This window comes from Mucilaginibacter pallidiroseus (genome assembly GCF_007846085.1).
Lineage (GTDB): Bacteria > Bacteroidota > Bacteroidia > Sphingobacteriales > Sphingobacteriaceae > Mucilaginibacter > Mucilaginibacter pallidiroseus.
This window is the reverse complement of the sequence record NZ_VOEJ01000003.1, coordinates 69,276-87,817: the sequence shown is the minus strand read 5'-3', so window position 1 is coordinate 87,817 and position 18,542 is coordinate 69,276. Positions and strand designations below refer to the sequence as shown.

General features: G+C 41.2%; 14 protein-coding genes. 5 read left to right on the top strand and 9 right to left on the bottom strand.

What is annotated here, in order from left to right:
- Positions 1-23 precede the first annotated feature (23 nt).
- Positions 24-701, top strand: coding sequence for a basic secretory protein-like protein (locus tag FPZ43_RS07210; RefSeq protein ID WP_146381200.1), 678 nt, complete (start codon positions 24-26; stop codon positions 699-701).
- A 16-nt stretch (positions 702-717) separates the two neighbouring features.
- A complete protein-coding gene (locus tag FPZ43_RS07205; RefSeq protein ID WP_146381199.1) occupies positions 718-3,003 on the top strand; it encodes a GH92 family glycosyl hydrolase in 2,286 nt (761 codons plus the stop codon).
- A gap of 318 nt (positions 3,004-3,321) precedes the next feature.
- Here the strand turns inward: FPZ43_RS07205 and FPZ43_RS07200 are convergent, their stop codons facing one another.
- Positions 3,322-3,540, bottom strand: coding sequence for a hypothetical protein (locus tag FPZ43_RS07200; RefSeq protein WP_146381198.1), 219 nt, complete (start codon positions 3,538-3,540; stop codon positions 3,322-3,324).
- Between the two features lie 348 nt (positions 3,541-3,888).
- Between FPZ43_RS07200 and FPZ43_RS07195 the strand changes: the two genes are divergently transcribed.
- Both FPZ43_RS07195 and FPZ43_RS07190 read left to right on the top strand, forming a co-directional pair.
- The gene (locus FPZ43_RS07195; RefSeq protein ID WP_146381197.1) at positions 3,889-4,377 is read left to right on the top strand and encodes a MaoC family dehydratase; all 489 of its coding nucleotides are present in this window, start codon (positions 3,889-3,891) and stop codon (positions 4,375-4,377) included.
- Between the two features lie 5 nt (positions 4,378-4,382).
- Positions 4,383-5,123, top strand: a complete 741-nt coding sequence (locus tag FPZ43_RS07190) for an alpha/beta hydrolase (RefSeq protein ID WP_146381196.1) — start codon at positions 4,383-4,385, stop codon at positions 5,121-5,123.
- Positions 5,124-5,221: 98 nt separating this feature from the next.
- Here the strand turns inward: FPZ43_RS07190 and FPZ43_RS07185 are convergent, their stop codons facing one another.
- Positions 5,222-7,684: a tetratricopeptide repeat-containing sensor histidine kinase gene (locus FPZ43_RS07185; protein ID WP_146381195.1), complete on the bottom strand. Its 2,463-nt coding sequence runs from the start codon at positions 7,682-7,684 to the stop codon at positions 5,222-5,224.
- 447 nt (positions 7,685-8,131) lie between these two features.
- Between FPZ43_RS07185 and FPZ43_RS07180 the strand changes: the two genes are divergently transcribed.
- Positions 8,132-8,950 (top strand): alpha/beta fold hydrolase, encoded by an 819-nt coding sequence (locus FPZ43_RS07180; protein ID WP_146381194.1) that lies wholly within the window; start codon positions 8,132-8,134, stop codon positions 8,948-8,950.
- Positions 8,951-9,320: 370 nt separating this feature from the next.
- Here the strand turns inward: FPZ43_RS07180 and FPZ43_RS07175 are convergent, their stop codons facing one another.
- The 7 genes from FPZ43_RS07175 to FPZ43_RS07145 all read right to left on the bottom strand — a co-directional run bounded on the left by FPZ43_RS07175 (position 9,321) and on the right by FPZ43_RS07145 (position 18,542).
- The gene (locus FPZ43_RS07175; protein ID WP_146381193.1) at positions 9,321-10,433 is read right to left on the bottom strand and encodes a sensor histidine kinase; all 1,113 of its coding nucleotides are present in this window, start codon (positions 10,431-10,433) and stop codon (positions 9,321-9,323) included.
- Positions 10,434-10,605: 172 nt separating this feature from the next.
- Complete coding sequence (locus FPZ43_RS07170) at positions 10,606-12,546, bottom strand: sigma 54-interacting transcriptional regulator (protein WP_186461776.1); 1,941 nt, start codon at positions 12,544-12,546, stop codon at positions 10,606-10,608.
- A 35-nt stretch (positions 12,547-12,581) separates the two neighbouring features.
- Complete coding sequence (locus tag FPZ43_RS07165) at positions 12,582-14,828, bottom strand: tetratricopeptide repeat-containing sensor histidine kinase (RefSeq protein WP_146381191.1); 2,247 nt, start codon at positions 14,826-14,828, stop codon at positions 12,582-12,584.
- A 195-nt stretch (positions 14,829-15,023) separates the two neighbouring features.
- The gene (locus FPZ43_RS07160) at positions 15,024-15,695 is read right to left on the bottom strand and encodes a YoaK family protein (protein WP_146381190.1); all 672 of its coding nucleotides are present in this window, start codon (positions 15,693-15,695) and stop codon (positions 15,024-15,026) included.
- A 2-nt stretch (positions 15,696-15,697) separates the two neighbouring features.
- A complete protein-coding gene (locus FPZ43_RS07155; RefSeq protein WP_146381189.1) occupies positions 15,698-16,171 on the bottom strand; it encodes a Dps family protein in 474 nt (157 codons plus the stop codon).
- A gap of 1 nt (position 16,172) precedes the next feature.
- On the bottom strand, positions 16,173-16,610 hold the full coding sequence (locus FPZ43_RS07150; protein WP_146381188.1) for a DoxX family protein: 438 nt from the start codon (positions 16,608-16,610) through the stop codon (positions 16,173-16,175).
- Between the two features lie 12 nt (positions 16,611-16,622).
- Positions 16,623-18,542, bottom strand: coding sequence for an amidohydrolase (locus tag FPZ43_RS07145; RefSeq protein WP_146381187.1), 1,920 nt, complete (start codon positions 18,540-18,542; stop codon positions 16,623-16,625).

The window sequence follows — 18,542 nt, the reverse complement described above, 5'->3', positions numbered from 1 at the left end:
TGAATTTGATAACAGCGTAATAAATGAAAAAACAATTTCGATATGTTGCCGCAGCAACGGCATTGTTGTTTACTACATCATTAGCCAGCCATGCACAGGAAGTTATAAAGAAAGGTGGCTACACACTTATTTACGAAAGCAACTATGCCGGCTTTGATCCTGCCTTGAAGAACCGTATGATCAAGACTTTTTTCGAGGTTTACCCAAAACTTGCTAAAGAATATAATCCACAAACCATAAAAGAAGTAAAGTTTTTGGTAGATACCGCATATAAAGGGGTTGCAGCAACAGCCAATGGCCAGGTTAGGTACAGCCCTGTTTACATGATGGCGCACCCCGGCGATATTGATGTGGTTACACATGAGGTAATGCACATTATCCAGAGCTACGGACGAAGCGTAGGACCGGGTTGGCTAACAGAGGGCATTGCTGATTATGTAAGATACACAGCAGGCATAGATAACGCCGGCGCTAAATGGACATTGCCAGATTTAAAGCCAGAGCACAATTACAAAAACAGCTATCGCATAACGGCCCGCTTTTTTATTTGGATTGAAAATAAAATAAAAGCCGGCACTATAAAAACAATTGACAAAAGCCTTCGCGACCATACATATACGCCCGAAATATGGCAACAGCTTACCGGTAAAAATCTTGACGAATTATGGGCTGCCTACACGCAAAACCCATCATTAACCTAAGATCCTACATCTATTTATGAAAAAATTATTTACTGCCTTTTTGGGCATTTCCTGCTTTTACGCTTCAGCACAAACTCCCAACCATCTTACAGACCCGGTTGAGTTTGTAAACCCGCTAATGGGTACCATGTCAAAACCAAGCCTGTCAACAGGTAACACATATCCTGCTATAGGGTTGCCATGGGGTATGAATATGTGGACACCGCAAACCGGTAAAATGGGCGACGGCTGGGCGTATACTTACGATGCCGATAAAATACGCGGATTTAAACAAACCCACCAGCCTTCTCCCTGGATGAACGATTATGGTGCGTTTGCCATTATGCCCGTAACAGGCAAAATTAAATTTAAGGATGATGAACGCGCAAGCTGGTTCAGCCACAATGCAGAAGTTTCAAAGCCGTATTACTATAGTGTATTTTTGGCTGATGCCGATGTAACTACAGAAATTACACCTACCGAACGGGCCGCGCAATTTAGATTTACCTTCCCCCAAACAGACAGTGCATTTGTAGTTGTAGACGCCCAGAACAGAGGCTCGTACATTAAGATATTCCCGAAAGAAAGGAAGATAATTGGCTATACTACCAAATACGCCAGGGGGCCTATTGCAAAAAACTTTAAAAACTACTTTGTTTTATACTTCGATAAAGACTTTACCATAACCAAAACTTTTGCTGCCGATACGCTGAACAACCGCCTTGAGATGGAAAGCGACCATAGCGGTGCCGTTATTGGTTTTAAAACGAAGAAGGGTGAAAAAGTAATAGCCAAGGCTGCATCATCTTTTATCAGCTTTGAACAAGCGGAACTGAACTTAGAACGCGAACTGGCTAACGACTCTTTCGACGCTACGCAAAGCAAAGCCAAAGCGGTATGGAACAAAACGCTTGGTAAAATTGCTGTCGACGGTGGTTCCATAGATCAGATCAGGACATTTTACTCGTGCCTTTACCGCACCTTGTTTTTTCCAAACAAACTATACGAGCTTGATGCAAACAACAAAGTGATGCACTGGAGCCCTTATAATGGCAAAATACTGCCGGGGTACATGTTTGCTGGTACCGGCTTTTGGGATACATTCAGGGCATTATATCCGTTTCTAAATCTTGTCTATCCTTCAATAAATAAGGAAATGCAGGAAGGCTTAATTAACGATTATAAGGAGGGAGGCTGGCTACCCGAGTGGAGCAGCCCTGGTTATGCCAATATTATGGTGGGCAATAACTCGGCTTCTGTTGTAGCAGATGCTTACATTAAAGGCCTGCGCGGTTATGATATCAATACCCTTTGGGATGCGCTTAAACATGGTGCTAATAACGAAGGCCCAATAGCTGCAGTTGGCCGCAACGGCGTAAAGTATTATAATGAGCTTGGTTACATTCCGTTTGATGTTAAGATCAACGAAAATGCGGCAAAGACCTTGGAGTATGCCTACGACGATTTTACCATTTACCAACTAGGCAAAGCATTGGGCAAGCCGGCAAGCGAAATTGATATTTATAAAAAGCGCGCCATGAACTATAAAAACCTGTTCGACCCATCATCAGGTTTGATGCGTGGCAAAAATGCCGATGGTACTTTCCAAAGCCCTTTTAGCCCATTTAAGTGGGGTGGAGCCTTTACAGAAGGCAACAGCTGGCACTATACATGGTCGGTATTTCAGGATATAGATGGCTTGGCTAAACTAATGGGTGGACACAACAAATTTGTGGATAAGCTTGATTCTGTGTTTTCGATGCCACCAATTTTCGACGAAAAAAACTACGGCGGCGTAATACACGAGATACGCGAAATGCAGATTGCAAACATGGGGCAGTATGCGCACGGCAACCAGCCCATACAGCACATGATTTACCTGTATAACTTTGGGGGGGCACCTTACAAAACACAATATTGGGTACGCGAAACAATGAACCGTATGTACAAAGCGATACCAAACGGCTACTGCGGCGATGAAGATAACGGCCAAACATCTGCCTGGTATGTTTTTTCGGCTATGGGCTTTTATCCGGTAACACCGGCTACAGATCAATATGTACTTGGTGCGCCGCTATTCAAAAAGACTACCATCACCTTAGATAATGGTAAAAAGGTTGTGATTTCGGCCGCGGCAAACAGCGATCAAAATCGCTATGTGCAAACTCTGCAAATGAATGGTAAGCCTTATTCTAAAAACTGGATCAGCCATAAAGGCCTTCAGGCAGGTGCGGTATTAAACTTTAATATGACTGATAAGCCAAATAAAGCACGCGGAACTAACCCACAAGATTTTCCGTACTCTTTATCAACAGATAAGTAGCGTTAATTAACTAGTGGTTGAAGCTTTTAGGGCTAAATTTCATGCATTATTAATTAGAGATATTATCTACAAGCCCCATTATTTAATTTTTTTAAATAAGTAAGATTTGTAGATATCTGCATCAAATAGTGGTTAGTGATTTAGTGCTTATTGCATACATGATCACATAAGGTATTGTTAGATAGGGTTAATTACAATGTTCGATTCCTTATGGGCTACTAAAACGCCGGTTTCTTAGAGATCGGCGTTTTTTTGTCTATGATGATTTTAAGCGACATCAACTTAGCTGGATGACATTGAATGCGTCACTCACCAACGCTATCCATCAATTGGAAAATCAATGGTTAAGAAAAAGCTGCCAATTGTGATAGCTAATTTAGCTTTGGTATTATCGTCTTTAGCGGTGTTAATTTGAGCCTTAAGATCATTAAGCGAGTTTTTAAGATCGATCTGGCAAAACCCTTGATAACTGCAAAATACCATCAGGGAGATGATGAAGATTTGGCAAGGCCGCACGCGTGATAGTTTAAGCGTCATCTTTCCTTTGATAGCTATTTAGGTTTGATGGTGGAGAATATAAACCTTACGTGCCCAAATATGAGTCCACTAGATATGGATTTGATTATAAGTAAATTATACACACTGGCTAGCTGTATAGCCAACGACATATCGCCGATTTACGAATGAGGCGAAGGCTCATAGGTACTTCGTATATGTTAAAGAACAGGTTAAGTGAATCGATTTAAAAGTGTGTTAATTTCAACTATCATTAAATAACGGAATATCGTGAGCTGTCATATCCTGATTATGGGTTAAGTTGTTGAATACCAGTGTTGCTGTATGTTGGCTTCCAATTTGGAATCTGAAGAGTAAAACTTCACGATTATGGAAGCGACTCGAAATTTTGATCCGGACAATTTTCTTATTGTCGATGCCCGCACATTTGAACAACTAAAAGTTGGCGAAATATTCAGGGCACCTAGCCGTACCCTTACTGATGCTCACGCAGCTGCATTCCAAACAGTATCTTGCGATAATCATCCGGTGCACTATGATGATGTATGGGCAAAAAAACATGGGCATAAGGCACCTGTAGTGCATGGTTTACAAGTGTTGGCATTTACAGCACCGGGAGCAACCATGTTTCCGCATGTTATTGGCGAGGTGTTTATTGCGTTTACAGAGCTTACATGTCAGTTTTTAAAGGAAGTGAACTCTGGAGATACCTTGTACCCGGCGCTCGAAATTATCTCACTAACGCCACAAGGGGCAACAGGTGTAGTAGAAACGGCTGCAACGGTTCATAATCAGCGCGGTGAATTAGTGTTGTCGGGCACACACAAATACCTATTAAAAACTACTTCTAAATCATAAATAATATGGTCAACTTAAATAATAAACCAGTTTTTGTACTCGTACATGGCGCTTGGGCCACCCCGTTTGCATATGCAACAGTAAGCCAAAATTTAAAAGCACAAGGCTTTGAGGTTATAATTCCATTGCTGCCAGGGCACGGAGATGATAATACCGACCCTAAAGATTTACACATGCAATCTTATGTAACACATATTGTTGAAGGCATTAAACAAATCAATCAAAAAGTTATACTTGTTGGTCATAGCATGGCCGGGATCATCGTGTCTGGTGTTGCCGAAGCCATACCCAACTTAGTTGAAAAGTTGATTTACATTGCCGCATACGTTCCTAAAAGCGGCCAGTCAGCATACGCGCTATCTTTACAAGACACGCAATCCTTGCTGGGTGCTTCCTTAATTGTATCTCCAGACCAATCTACTTTTGATATCGTAAGAGAAAACATAACCAACATATTTTGCCAGGATGCGGGCGAAAAGGTTCAGGAGGAAATCTTGGAGCATTACAAGCCGGAGCCTGCAGCGCCGTTTAGTGACGAGGTCTTGTTAACCGACAAAAACTTTGGCAGTATTAAGAAGTTTTATGTTGAAACGTTGAATGATAACGGCATTGGCAATTTACTGCAGAAACAAATGGTAAGTGATGCTGGCATCCAGGACGTTTACACCCTGGAAACCGGGCATTTTCCGATGTTGACACAACCTGACAAGCTAAGCACTATATTAGAAGAAATTGCTGTACTATAAGTCTTTAGGAAAGGTAGTCTGTGGCAAATCCGCGGGCTACCTTTTAAGTGTTAATTTGAAGGGGAAGAAGCCAATTAAAGAGGCCAAACACTGATGCATCACATATAATTTAACTCTGCCGTTTTCGGGACCCTTTTAAAGTCAATTGATATCACTGTCCCATTATCAGAATAAATATTAAAGCTTCCCGATATTTGCTCTACCAAGCCCCGCATCATAGTTATGCCGAGCGACGTGCAAGTTTCGGGGTCGAATGAAGCTGGCAAACCAATGCCATTATCTTTGATAATCAGGTTGTAGTCTTCTGTAGACTTAAAGCTGAGCGATATTAAAATGAGCGGATTTTTGACCCCTTCAAATGCATACTTAATGCAGTTTGTTATTGCTTCGTTAAGTATCAAGCCTATAGGTACCGATTCAGCACTATCTAAATACACATCTGTTATATCTACTTCAAAGTTAATTTTAGATTCGAACGATTCGTAGATGCTTTTGATAAGTTCGTGCACATAAACCTTGAAATTAACTTTAGCTAAATCATTTGATTGATAAAGCTTTTGATGCACAATTGAAATAGCCTGCATCCTGTTTTGGCTGTCCCTGATAGCGTTGTAGGCTTCGGTATTTTTTAGATATGCGGTTTGGGTGTTAAGCAAACTGGTAACTATTTGTAAGTTGTTTTTTACACGGTGATGAACTTCTTTTATTAGCCATTCTTTTTCCCGTAAAAGCTGATTAAGCTGTTTATTTTGATCATTTATCTCGTCACGCTGGTGTTTAAGCAAATAATTGTTGCGTTGCTTGGCCACATATAAATAAAACATTAAACCAAGTATAAGTATACAAGCAACCAATACTGTCAAATACAACTTTTTTTGGAGCGTACTTTTGGTCAATTCAGATTTTTGTACTGTATTACGGTTGCGTAAAACAAGATTTTCATGATCTTTTTGGGCGGTCTTGAATTGAATTTGTAGTTCTTCAGTTTGCTTTAACCGGGTATGGTTAAGAATTGAATCCCTTATAGCCTTCGCCTTCTCAAAATGCTTAATGGCGGTAACATAATTGCCCGCAGCAGAGTCAATTTTAAATTGTTGCTCTTGAATAGTTGCCTGGTTAGCCTTGTCTATCATGGCTTGTGGGGCGCGTAACAGCATGGCTACAAATGGTCGGGCGTTTTCATACTGGCCCAAATGAGTGTATGAGGCTGCCATTCCCTGAGTTAGGATAATGTAGGGGCTGCTATTTACAGTGGCAAGTTTTATAATCTCAGTTGCGTAGGCAAAGTTCTTTTTGGCCTCTGCCGGTTTGTTAAGGGCCGTATAACATTCAGCCTTTATCAAAGCGACTGCGAAGGACTGATCAGGAGCTATGGTAGGATGTTTTTTTATTAATTGCTTTAAACGCACAAGAACACCGCTGGCTTTTAGCGGTGTAATGTTTTCACGTTCAACTTTAAAGTATACACCGTAAGGGTAATACGTATCAGGTTCAAATGATTTTAAACATTTTTTAGCCCAAAACAAACTTTCATCCCTTTGCCCTAAATACTCACAAAGCCTTGCCAGGCGATATTCAAAAAAACTAAGTCCGAGCTCGGTTCCGGTTTTCTCTGCATAGTGCACAGCCCGTAAACCGTAGCGCATAGCTGCTTCATATTCTCCTTTTTTTGAAAGCGTCGAGATCAATAAATCATAAGTAAATTGCAAATTTTTGTAATCGATTTCCTTATAAATTTGTAACACGTCTTGCAGCCTTTTTTCGGCTAGCTCCAGTTCTCCTTTTTGAAGATTGACATCTGCAAGTTCTTTCAATGAAAAGGCGTAAAAGGCTTTATCGCCGGCCTTAAGTGCTGCAGCTTTGCTTTCTTCAAAATACCTTATCTTCAAATCCGCATTGTCTGCGTAATAGGCGCGATTGATCCATGCATGAGCCGCTAACAAGCCTTTGCGATACTTGTTGCATGTAGCTAAAATGCTGTTAAAGTAATTTTCGCAGCTATCGGCTGCCGTACCATTTTCCTTTAACAACTTGTACCGTTCAATCATTGATGAAATTAGCAGCGAGGGGTTTTTTGCCGTTTGGGCATAGGACTGCGCCATATCAAAATAGCGCTTTGCCATGCTCATATCCTGCTTGTCAGATCCATCTTTAACCAGGTAATATCTGCCAAGTAGCAAGCCAAGCCTGGCCTTCAGTTTTACGTTGGCATTATTAAAATATTTCTCGGCGCTTGCAGGCATTTTTCTGGCAATCCATATCCGTGCATTCAGTAATTTGGCGTCATCTATTTGCTGTGCATTAGTAACTTGTTTCATTAACATTTCGGCCTGTTTGCAATATATCACAGCCGAGTCTAATGCCACCGGGTAACCCTTGTTATACAAATAAAAATTGCTGATAGTTAATGCATAGCCCGCTTTCATCTTCGCATCAGACGCCTGAGCGTAGTTTTTCAACAAATCAGGCAATGCATGTTTAAGATCAACCTGCGCATTTGATTCGGCAGCGAAAAATAGGATAGTACACAGAAATGCAATTGTTCTCGAAATTTGATTCATCTGCAATTGTATTTTTTCATCTTAGGCAAAGTTGATAAATGATTTAACAGGCGCTACAAGTTTTAAGCTATCTTAATTAATTTGCTGGTGTGGCATATCGCTATAAACAGATGATTGAAATGTAATCACACTATCTTATTATGCAAGTCAGTTCGTATTTATATCTAAAATACAAAAAATGGAAGTTTACTGATTAAGTATATTAAGTAGGTTATGTATCCTTGATTTGTAAACTTAAAAGCCGATATTAATGGATTTCCTGTGTAGCGCTTATTATGCTTGGTAAATTTACAAAGGCTATTTTCATGCACAAGGTAAATTGACGATATAGCGCTGATTTTAAACCGGGTTAAAATCGCAATAGTCTGAACAATAATAATTTATGTATTGGCATGTTAATCGTAATTAACCATCAAAATTGTATTAATAAACACAAAAACTAAAGTCATGAAAATTACAACTAAAGACGGTACAGAGATTTACTACAAAGATTGGGGCAAAGGACAGCCAATTTTCTTTCATCACGGGTGGCCATTATCAAGCGACGACTGGGACGCTCAAATGATGTTTTTTGTGCAGCACGGTTACCGCGTTATTGCACATGATCGCCGTGGGCATGGTAGGTCTACTCAAACATCCGAGGGGCACAATATGGAAACCTATGTAAACGATGTAAAGGAATTGGTAGATGCGCTTGATTTAAAAGATGCAATTCACGTTGGTCACTCAACCGGTGGCGGCGAGGTTATTAAGTACGTGGCAAAATATGGTAAAGGAATTGTTCCTAAAGCTGTACTCATCAGCGCGGTGACACCTTTGATGGTTAAAACAGAAAGCAATCCTGATGGCGTACCAATGTCTGTATTTGATGAGATTCGTCAGGGTACTGCCTTTAACAGGCCGCAGTACTTTCAGGACTTTACAATTCCTTTTTATGGCTACAACCGCGAAGGAGCTAAGATATCTCAGGGCATTCGTGACAACTGGTGGCGCCAGGGCATGATGGGTAGCGTATTAGCGCATACTAATGGCATTGCTGCATTTTCTGAAACTGATTTTACCGAAGACCTTAAAGCCGTTGATATACCGGTGCTTGTATTGCACGGTGAGGACGACCAGATTGTACCGTTTGAAATATCTGCCGTGAAAGCCGTAAAGCTTTTAAAGAATGGTAAACTTATTTCATATCCAGGTTTTCCGCACGGAATGCCAACAACAGAAGCTGCCAGAATCAGTGCCGATATATTGGCCTTTATACAGGGTTAATTTTATATATCTCAAGAAAGCCGCTAACGTGTATCACTAGATATGCTTGAGCGGCTTTTGCCGTTAACATACTTTATAAATACGTAGCCTTAGTCAATTTTAAAAACTAATGGCTTATAATGTTTTTTAGCGCACAAGCCCTCACACAAGAGATATCGCTGACTCCCGGAATTTTAAAAATTGGTTAGTTGAAGGTACAGTTTTATAGAAGCACGTACTTGATGTGTAGCACGGTCTTAAGACCTATGTAAGCGGCAATAATGTTTGAGGTGAAACAATTTGTTACATGCTAATATATGTATCAGACACTTTCAGGAACAGGAGCTTCTTAAACGAATAAGCTAACGCTAAAGTGTCGCTTATCTGTGAGCTAACTATGCTTGTTGGAAGATATGGGTAGTGAGAAGCAGAAGCATGACCCCTTGCCCAGTATGCTACTTACCCAAACGCGACCACCATGGCCGGCAATAATTTCTTTAACCAGGTACAGGCCCAAACCATAGCCTTTTGCTTTAGCGCCGGGAATACGGTAATACCTTTCAAACACCTTTAACTGGTGCTCCTGGCTAATCCCGGTTCCCTTGTCTTCAACAGAAACGCAGATTTCATTATTGATCTTAACAGCATTTATTTTTATTGGCGTATTATCTGCAGAGTACTTTATAGCATTGGTGATATAATTTGTTAATACCTGAATTATTTTAGGTCTGTCTGCCCTTAAACTTAACCACGATCCAATCTTCACAATAAAATTTCTGTCAGGGTGCCTTAATTTTAAATTAGTAATCGCATCATTTACAGCCCCGGCCAGGTCAAAAGTAGTGTAGGTTAAATTGAGGTTTGATGGATTCTCTACGGAGTTTTCAAGGAGGTCATCCATTAACGTCGACATTGTAGACACCTGCTCGTCTGCCTTATTTAAAAAGAGCTCGGCATCCCTAACACTTTTGGCTGATGCGATCTGTGATGCACGCTGTAGGTACAGCCTTATTACACTAAGCGGTCCTTTTAACTCATGGCTTAATAAAGCCATTCTATCGTTATTCCATATTTCCCTGCTCTTTTCATCAGTTATCTCCATAAGTGTACCCATATAACTGCGGTTAGTGTATGTACCTCGTCCGGTTAATTTAAACCATCTGCCGGGGCCGCCCGTAGCATTCCGGGTCATGAACTGAACTGAGAATTCACTCTCCTTCAGGCAAGCCTTTCTTATTTCTGAAGTTAACCGCGACCGGGAAGCAGGGCAAAGAAGTCTAAATAGTTCTGTAAAAGAGAAGCGGTTTTTATTAGCAAGCCCTAATAAATTTTTAAACGTTGGGCATACGTTGAAGCTCATGGTAGCTTGGTCAAACACCCAGCAGGCAATTCCGGAGCTGGATAAAAGTGATGTAAGGGAAAGCTGATCTATGCAGTTGTAAAAATGTCTGTCTTGATTTAGCTGAGTATTACTAAATTTTTCCTGTGATCTGGTGGGTAGCATAGTGATAAATTATTAGTGGTTTACTTCTATTTATGCTAATCACATGCCTATATTTAAATGGTTGATAATCAATAAATTATTTCGAATTTAAGATTTCGACTTAATTTTATTTCGTTATTTTACGAAAGGGTGTACCTGTATTAAAAAAGGCCCTTTCGGGCCTTTCATTACACTACTTTACAAATTCATGCCTGATGCCAAGTTTCTTAATTTTTGAGTTAAGGGTAGTGGATGGAATATTAAGCATTTCTGCGGCCCCGCCAGGGCCAAATACCTTACCGTTGCACATCTTCAGCGTGTTTAAGATGTGTTCTCGTTCCATTTCTTCCAAAGTCATGACACGCGGAGTGCCGGGTGCTTGTGCAATGCCAATTTGTGCAGTGGTCGGAATTTCCACATATTCAACGATGTTTCCGGAGGTCATCAGCATACTGCGCTCAATCAGGTGTTCAAGTTCGCGAATATTACCTGGCCAGTCGTACTTTAATAGCTCATCCATAACCTTGTCGCTAATGGCGATGATATCCCTGCCAGATTTTTTTGCCAGCCTGTTAACAAAATAGTTGGCAAGCAACGGTATATCTTCTTTACGTTGCCTAAGCGGTGGTAGCTCTATAGGGAATACATTTAAACGGTAGTATAGATCGAGCCTGAAGCGGCCTTCTGCCACTTCTTTCTCCAGGTTGCGGTTGGTAGCAGCAATTATCCTGACATTTACTTTTTTGGTGAAGTTGCCACCAAGCCTTTCAATCTCACGCTCCTGCAGTACCCTTAATAATTTCACTTGTGCATCAAGCGGAAGCTCTCCAATTTCATCTAAAAAGATTGTACCGCCGTCAGCCTGCTCAAATTTACCTATCCGTTTATCAGTAGCGCCCGTAAAAGCACCTCTTTCATGGCCAAACAGCTCAGACTCTATCAGGTTAATTGGCAGCGCAGCGCAGTTAACGGTAATAAGGTGCTTGCTTTTTCTTGGAGATAATTTATGGATAGTTTGCGCAATGCGTTCTTTACCTGTGCCGCTTTCGCCCATTATAAGCACCGAAGTGTCATCGGGCGCCACAATGGAAATTTTTTCGAATACATTTTTTAGTAATTGGCTTTCACCTATAATACCATTGAAACTTTCGGTCGGTACCGTTAGGCGTTGTGTGGTGGGCCCTGATCGATAAATTGCCTCCGTTTTAGGCGGGGCATCTTTAAACAGTAATATGTTTTGTATTGTGCTTTTTAAAACTTCGTTATTGCGCTGCAAAATGTCCATTTGCAGTTGGTTGTAGGCCTCAGCCTCTGCATTAAAAAAGGTAAAACGGTAGGTATCGCTGTTGTCAGCAGCAACCTCAATGCTCAAACATGATTGGTATTGATAATGATCACTTAAGGCTTTAATCCAAAGATTATCCATTTTGAGCCCCCTAAATTCAAAATTGGTATAAAATTGATTTCGGCCTTCGGTTATGGGAACGCGCCATGAAGTGTACTGCCGCTGACTTACCCCTACCTGTTCAAGCATATCCTGAAAACTGAACTTTTGAAAAATGTTGAGCGAGTTTTTAATTAAAAAAACCTGATCGTTTTCTGCACCTGCAGCAATTTTGGTGATGTTTAGGCAAGAGAAGGGTACAACATTAAGTAAACTTGTAGCTACTTGCTTAAGCCGTTCATCCTTACCATCAGCTTTAGAAACAATTTGTGCTATTTGCTCGGCCAAAGTGAGTGTCTTTGGCGTATTCAGCTTTTTGGCTTGTTCATGCCGGTACAAAGCAATATCAAGCATAACCAAAAGATCCTTTTCTCTGAAAGGCTTTACCAGAAAGCCATATGGTTGCGTTGATTTGGCAGCCTCAAGAATAGCCTGGTTGGTATTTGCCGATATGTATATAAATGGTAAGCCCATCTCGGTCAACGATTCCGCAAGATCTATCCCTGTTTTTGAGCCTTGTAAGAATATGTCCAGCAGAACCCAATCAGGTTTTTTTGTTTTTATAAGATCGAGGGCCTTTGCTACCGAAGGTGCTATGCCGCAAATATCGTAACCTGCTTTTTGAAGCATAATCCTTAGATCGTTTGCAACGATGAACTCATCTTCAACGATTAAAATTTTTTCTCTCATATTACTTGTCATCTCCTGTTTGTGGTACAGGAAATCTATTTCTCTAAATTATTAAATTTCATGGCCTCGAACACAATGCAAACTTTAACACCGGTATCGTTTTTTAATGTGAATTCGCCATCAAGTTGTTCAGTAAGGCCTCTCATTAAACTCATCCCAAGCGACTCTAAATTGTCGGCATTAAAATCCGGGGGTAAACCAATCCCGTCGTCAGCAATGCATAACAAATGTTTTTCATCACTAATTTGCTTCAGGCAAATATCTATCTGGCCCGTAAGCCTGTTTACGAAAGCGTATTTTATGGCATTGCTTATCGCTTCATTTAAAATCAATCCCAACGGAACGGCCTGCGATACGGCAAGCCTGATGGCGGCTATATCCATCTTTACAGCTATCCTCTTTTCCCTGCTAAAATTTTCGCTTAAATACTCAACCAGCTCTCGTATGTATACTGCCATATCGATAGTACCTAAGTCATTGGATTGATAAAGTTTTTGATGTATTAATGACATGGCCTGCATGCGATGCTGACTATTTTTAATTGCCTCAAGCGCGTCCTCATTTTCCAGATAGGCTGACTGCGTATTAAGTAAGCTAATCACTATTTGCAGGTTGTTTTTTACCCGGTGATGAATTTCTTTTAAAAGCCATTCCTTTTCGTCAACCAGTTTAAGCAGGGTGCTGTTTTGCCGGTTTATTTCAATTTGTTGCAGCGTTAATAGCTTATTGCTTTTATTTTTAACATTGTAACGGCTATATATCAATCCCGATAAGGCCATTAATAGCACAAGGCCGCCCAACACAGCATTACGTACGTTCATTTCATTGTCTATTCTGTTTTGCTGCAATTGCGCTTTTTGTTTTAGCACTAGTATGTCACGGTTTTTGTTATCAATATCAAACTGATACTGCAAACCCATTATCTGTTTTTTATTATCAATGTTTTTTAAGGAGTCGCTGGCCGCCTTATAAAGTTGATAGTGTGATAGTGCGTTTGCATAGCTGCCGTTTGCCGAGTCGATTTTAGACCACATCAACTCATTGGTGGCAATGGTTGTAAGGTTATTTCTTGCCCTGGCCATGCTGTCATTGGCTACCAAATATTTGTAAGCCTTTTTAAACTGACCTGTTTTGTAATAAAACTTAATGATGGGTTGATTAACAAATGGGGCATAGCCAAATTCTTTCCCAAATTCAGGGAAATAATAAATGAGAGAATCAACATACCGGCGCGACTCGGTCATGTGATTTAAGTCCATATGTATGGTAGCAAATAAGGATAGTGCGGTGATGCGCCAGCGTGTATTATTGCCCGGTGGGTAATGGCTAACAATGCTTTGCAGATAATTTAGTGATTGTTTGGTCTTGTGCATACTCATCAGCAAGATAATCTGGTTAAAACGTATCTGCTGTATAGCCTCCTTGTCTTTATAAAGTAAAGCTACATTGAGTGCTTTTTGATAGTAATTAAAAGCCTCATTGTACTTTTTAAGGCCGTTGTAAGTTATTGCTACACGATTGTAAATGGTGCATAGTTGCATGCTGGTGTCACTACGGGCTTCTGCAGTGCTTACTGCCAATAACCCATATTTTAGCGCTTGCACATCATTGCCCAACCGTGCGTTAAGGTAACCCAAAAGGTCATAAACTCCCTGTAAATCTTTATACCCAACCGATTTAAATAACGATAACGACTGCTCAACTAAAATAAGCGCCTTAGCATTGTTAGCCTGTAAATGATAATAATCTCCAAGCATTTTAAGGGCTTTGGCCTGATCTAAAACATGCCCTGTGAGGTGATAAAGCGGAATTGCCTTTTCTGTGTAAGATATTCTTACTGCAAGATCATCATTTTCGCTACTGTAAAAGTCTGCTAATGACATGTAAGCATCAGCCAGGAGCTTTGGGAGCTGTGCTTTTGTAGCGTAATTGCGTACAGCATTTGCAGTTACAAAGGCTGCGTCTTTATTTCCGGCCTCGCGCAATACCTTACTTTGTAGCAGCATGCTTTGCCCTTTGCCCTGCTTGTAGTTAATAGAAATACTTGCAGTATTGGCACGTTGGGCATAATGTAATGCGCTATCCAAGTCTTTTTTAGCTTCGCCCGGCCTGTTTAGGTAATAATTACCTAACCTTATCAAAGTATCTATATTAGTTTTTGTATAAAAAATGGTACGCCCATTTTTTGATAACGGTGATTGTATCTCTAGTTTTTGTGCGCTGGCGCACTTAAGTATCAAAGCGGCTGCAATTAGTAGAGTATATTTTAACAGCCATTTCATATATCAGCCCTTATCTTATTCTGGATTTTAAATCGTTCATAAAAGCCAAACAATATACCAGCAGCCAACATGCTGTTTTATAGCTGATTAATTAATAAGATTGGTTTTAAAATTTACGGTATTTCGCCAATTGACTAGCTTGCGAACTATAAGATAAACCAACAAGGGTGTCAATTCCCTTGTTGGTTTATATATTTACAACTTGCTGTTTCTGCCTGTTGAAAGATGGCAGATGACGAGGCCTGCGCCGGGTAAAATAAGCACACTAAGGCCAAATAATTTTGACATGAGGGCGCCAGCTACACAACCAATAAGGAAGCCACCGATAATCACAAGCTGTTTTTTAAGGCTTGCAACTGATGCTAAGTCGCTAAAGAATGAGGTTATGGCTTTTCCCAGATCGAGCGAAGCCTGCGTTACATTTCCTGTCATCATGGTTGTTGGCCCAAACGTTTCTTTAGCATATAATTTGCCAAACGCATTTTGCAGGCCCATGCCAGCTACAACCATCATCACTACCAAATAAGTTTCCCATACTAAGCCCGGCGTTCTGATAAATACAGCAGATAATAAACCGGCGGTAAATAAGGTTAAACCTTCTATTAGCAGCAGTTTGTAGGGGTCAACGGCTTTGGCGGCGATCTTTCCGCCAATCATCACGGAAATGATGAATACCGGAAAGGTAAGCAGCTTTACCCAGGCCAGCGTTTCGGAACCTTTAATCAGCTGGTAAGCAAATACAATAAAATTCCCTGTAACATGGGCCGAAAATATTGAATCTGCAGACACGAAAGTTACTGTATCGCAGTAACCTGCTACCAAGGCCAAAATGAGTGTAACCAGCCACGTGCTTTTTTGATCTTTCATATTTATTTTAAATGAGAGCGAAGCATCCACGCCATTTTTTCGTGGGTTTCCATAAGCCCGGTAATGTAATCGCTTGTACCCAGGTCTTTAAAATTGTTAGCAAAAACGTTAATGTTTTCTCTTAAACCAATGATGATACTTTCATGATCTACAAGTAGTTCTTTAATGAAGCCGGTTGCGTCGTTCTTGCTGTGCAGCACCTCAGACAGTTGTGTGAGTTCTGAAAAAAGTTTTAAAGTTGCCGGCGCGTAATGTCCTAACGACCTGATGCGTTCCGCAACGCCGTCCATAATTTCGTCGAGCTGCTGATACTGGCGTTCAAAAAACAAATGTTTAGCATGAAAATCTGGCCCTTCTACGTTCCAATGTGCGTTTCTGGTTTTGGTGTAAAGCACAAATTCATCAGCTAATATTTTGTTAAGGGCATGTGCAACGTTACTTAAGTTGGTTGATGATAATCCGATGTTTGGTTCCATTTTATTTTAATTTAAGGTGATTGTATAAAATTTGATCGATAGAATAGCTGCCGGGCCCAATTACTAATAATAGTAAAAAGCAGATGGTGTATATGTAGGGTACATCACGAACCTCTAATGAATCGTGCCTGTGTACTACAAAGTAGCCTACTGCGGTAACGCCTATTGTGGGTAATACTGCCAACCTTGTTAATGCACCCAGCACAATAAGTAGCGGAACTACCGTGTCTGATAGTGTTGCTATTAGGTTGTTAATTGGCGCAGGTAAGCCCAATGGGTTTGGCACAACCTCCGGCTTGCCATCGTTTCCTCTAAACTTCTTCATGCCATGAACCCGGAACAGCTCTAACGCGAGCAATATCCTGAAAACCAAAATGGCATAATTGGACGTTGTTGAGCATAAATCCGAGTAAAGCAAGTGTTTGAGTATTTCATTCATGGCGGTAAGAATTTAAAAAGCAAAGCATGAGCATCCTAATGTTCCCCAAAAAGCGGTGTAATCTGTTACCGGGATATCGCTTAGGCGCGCGGCATTATGATTGTGGCCATGTACAGTGCAACTGTCAATACATGCGTGCACAGCCGAAGCAATTTGTGCTTGCCTGATACCTTCGTCCGATCGTCTTTTTTCGGCAATTGCTTGCTTTGAATGTGCCTGTTCTAAATGGTTGCTGCCGGGAAAATAGCCGTTATAAACCGTTACTGGAGACCAATCCGGCAATACCGGTATAGGTGGCGGGTTAAATTCTTTAAAGTATCCTTTTGCATATACTATCTTTCCGTTCACGATGGTCATATCTGCTTCTATGCTTTTTATGTCTTCGTCGTTAACAGTAAAATAGTCTTGGTCGAGCACGGCAATGTCTGCAAGGTGGCCAACTTTAATGCTGCCTTTTTTATGCTGCTCATTAGAGAACCATGCGCTGCCGCGTGTGTAAAGCTCAAGTGCTGTTTCGCGGCTTAGGCGGGTGTCGTCATTGTAAATTGGCAAACCACCCACTGTTTTACCGCAGCTTAGCCAGTAAAGCGCCAGCCAGGGATTATAACTTGAAACCCTTGTAGCATCGGTACCCCCGCCAACCGGCACATCCATTGCGAGCATTTTCTTAACAGGGGGCGTATTTAATGCAGCAGTTTTGCCATACCGATCAACAAAATATTCTCCCTGGAAAGCCATTCTGTCTTGTATCGCTATGCCACCACCAAGGGATTTTACGCGTTCGATATTTTTTTCGTCGATGGTTTCAGCATGGTCAAATATCCATGGCAAACCATTAAACGGAATATCGCGGTCAACCTTCTCAAAAACATTAAGGAAGCGGGAGATGCTTTCGTTGTAAGTGGCATGCAATCTGAACGGCCACCGGTTTTCAACTAGTAAGCGTATCACATCTTCCAGTTCGGCTTCCATGTTTTCGGCCAGGTTGGGCCTTGGCTGCATAAAATCTTCAAAGTCTGCTGCCGAGAATACCAGCATTTCCCCAGCTCCATTGTGGCGGTACATATCATCTCCCTGGTATAACTTTACAGAATTTATCCAGCTTTGAAAGTCCTCTTTCTCATGTTTTGGATGCTGGGTGAAAAGATTATAAGCTATCCGCACTGTCAGCATCCCACTATCGTGAAGCTCCTTAATCACTTTGTAATCATCAGGATAGTTCTGAGAGCCGCCCCCTGCATCAATTACGCTTGTAATACCAAACCTATTCATTTCGCGCATGTAATGACGGGTGGAATTTAATTGATGTTCGTAAGATAGTTTAGGCCCTTTCGCTAAAGTTGAGTATAAGATAAGCGCGTTAGGGGTAGCTATAATCATACCCGTCGGCTCACCTTTACCATCTCGCTCGATAACACTTCTGGGCGGTGCGGGTGTGTCTTTTGTGTAGCCTACCGCTTTTAAAGCCGCGCGGTTAAGTAAGGCTCTGTCATAAAGGTGTAGTATAAATACAGGCGTATCTGGCGCTGCCGCATTAATTTCATTTAAGGTTGGCATGCGGCGTTCCGTAAATTGAAACTCCGACCATCCGCCTACCACTCTTACCCATTGCGGAGAGGGAGTACGGTCAACCTGTTCCCTAAGCATGCGCATTGCATCTGCAAGTGATGGCACCCCATCCCAGCGTAGTTCAAGGTTGTAATTAAGGCCTCCTCTTATTAAGTGCGTGTGTGAGTCGTTGATGCCTGGTATAACCGTCTTTTTGCGTAAATTGATAGTTCTGGTGTCATCGTCCGCAAACTTTAGTACATCAGCGTCATCGCCAACGGCAATGATCTTCCCATCTAGTATAGCCACGGCTGTTGCCTTAGGCAATTCTTTATCAACGGTATGTATCTTACCATTGTACAAAACAAGATCTGCTTTATTCAT

Bases quoted from the DNA above. Each gene is read 5' to 3' on its own strand.
- FPZ43_RS07185 (WP_146381195.1), bottom strand. From the start codon at position 7,684: ATGAATCAAATTTCGAGAACAATTGCATTTCTGTGTACTATCCTATTT.
- FPZ43_RS07160 (WP_146381190.1), bottom strand. From the start codon at position 15,695: ATGAAAGATCAAAAAAGCACGTGGCTGGTTACACTCATTTTGGCCTTG.
- FPZ43_RS07205 (WP_146381199.1), top strand. From the start codon at position 718: ATGAAAAAATTATTTACTGCCTTTTTGGGCATTTCCTGCTTTTACGCT.
- FPZ43_RS07200 (WP_146381198.1), bottom strand. From the start codon at position 3,540: ATGACGCTTAAACTATCACGCGTGCGGCCTTGCCAAATCTTCATCATC.
- FPZ43_RS07145 (WP_146381187.1), bottom strand. From the start codon at position 18,542: ATGAATAAAGCAGATCTTGTTTTGTACAATGGTAAGATACATACCGTT.
- FPZ43_RS07150 (WP_146381188.1), bottom strand. From the start codon at position 16,610: ATGAATGAAATACTCAAACACTTGCTTTACTCGGATTTATGCTCAACA.
- FPZ43_RS07175 (WP_146381193.1), bottom strand. From the start codon at position 10,433: ATGCTACCCACCAGATCACAGGAAAAATTTAGTAATACTCAGCTAAAT.
- FPZ43_RS07190 (WP_146381196.1), top strand. From the start codon at position 4,383: ATGGTCAACTTAAATAATAAACCAGTTTTTGTACTCGTACATGGCGCT.
- FPZ43_RS07180 (WP_146381194.1), top strand. From the start codon at position 8,132: ATGAAAATTACAACTAAAGACGGTACAGAGATTTACTACAAAGATTGG.
- FPZ43_RS07210 (WP_146381200.1), top strand. From the start codon at position 24: ATGAAAAAACAATTTCGATATGTTGCCGCAGCAACGGCATTGTTGTTT.
- FPZ43_RS07170 (WP_186461776.1), bottom strand. From the start codon at position 12,546: ATGAGAGAAAAAATTTTAATCGTTGAAGATGAGTTCATCGTTGCAAAC.
- FPZ43_RS07155 (WP_146381189.1), bottom strand. From the start codon at position 16,171: ATGGAACCAAACATCGGATTATCATCAACCAACTTAAGTAACGTTGCA.
- FPZ43_RS07165 (WP_146381191.1), bottom strand. From the start codon at position 14,828: ATGAAATGGCTGTTAAAATATACTCTACTAATTGCAGCCGCTTTGATA.
- FPZ43_RS07195 (WP_146381197.1), top strand. From the start codon at position 3,889: ATGGAAGCGACTCGAAATTTTGATCCGGACAATTTTCTTATTGTCGAT.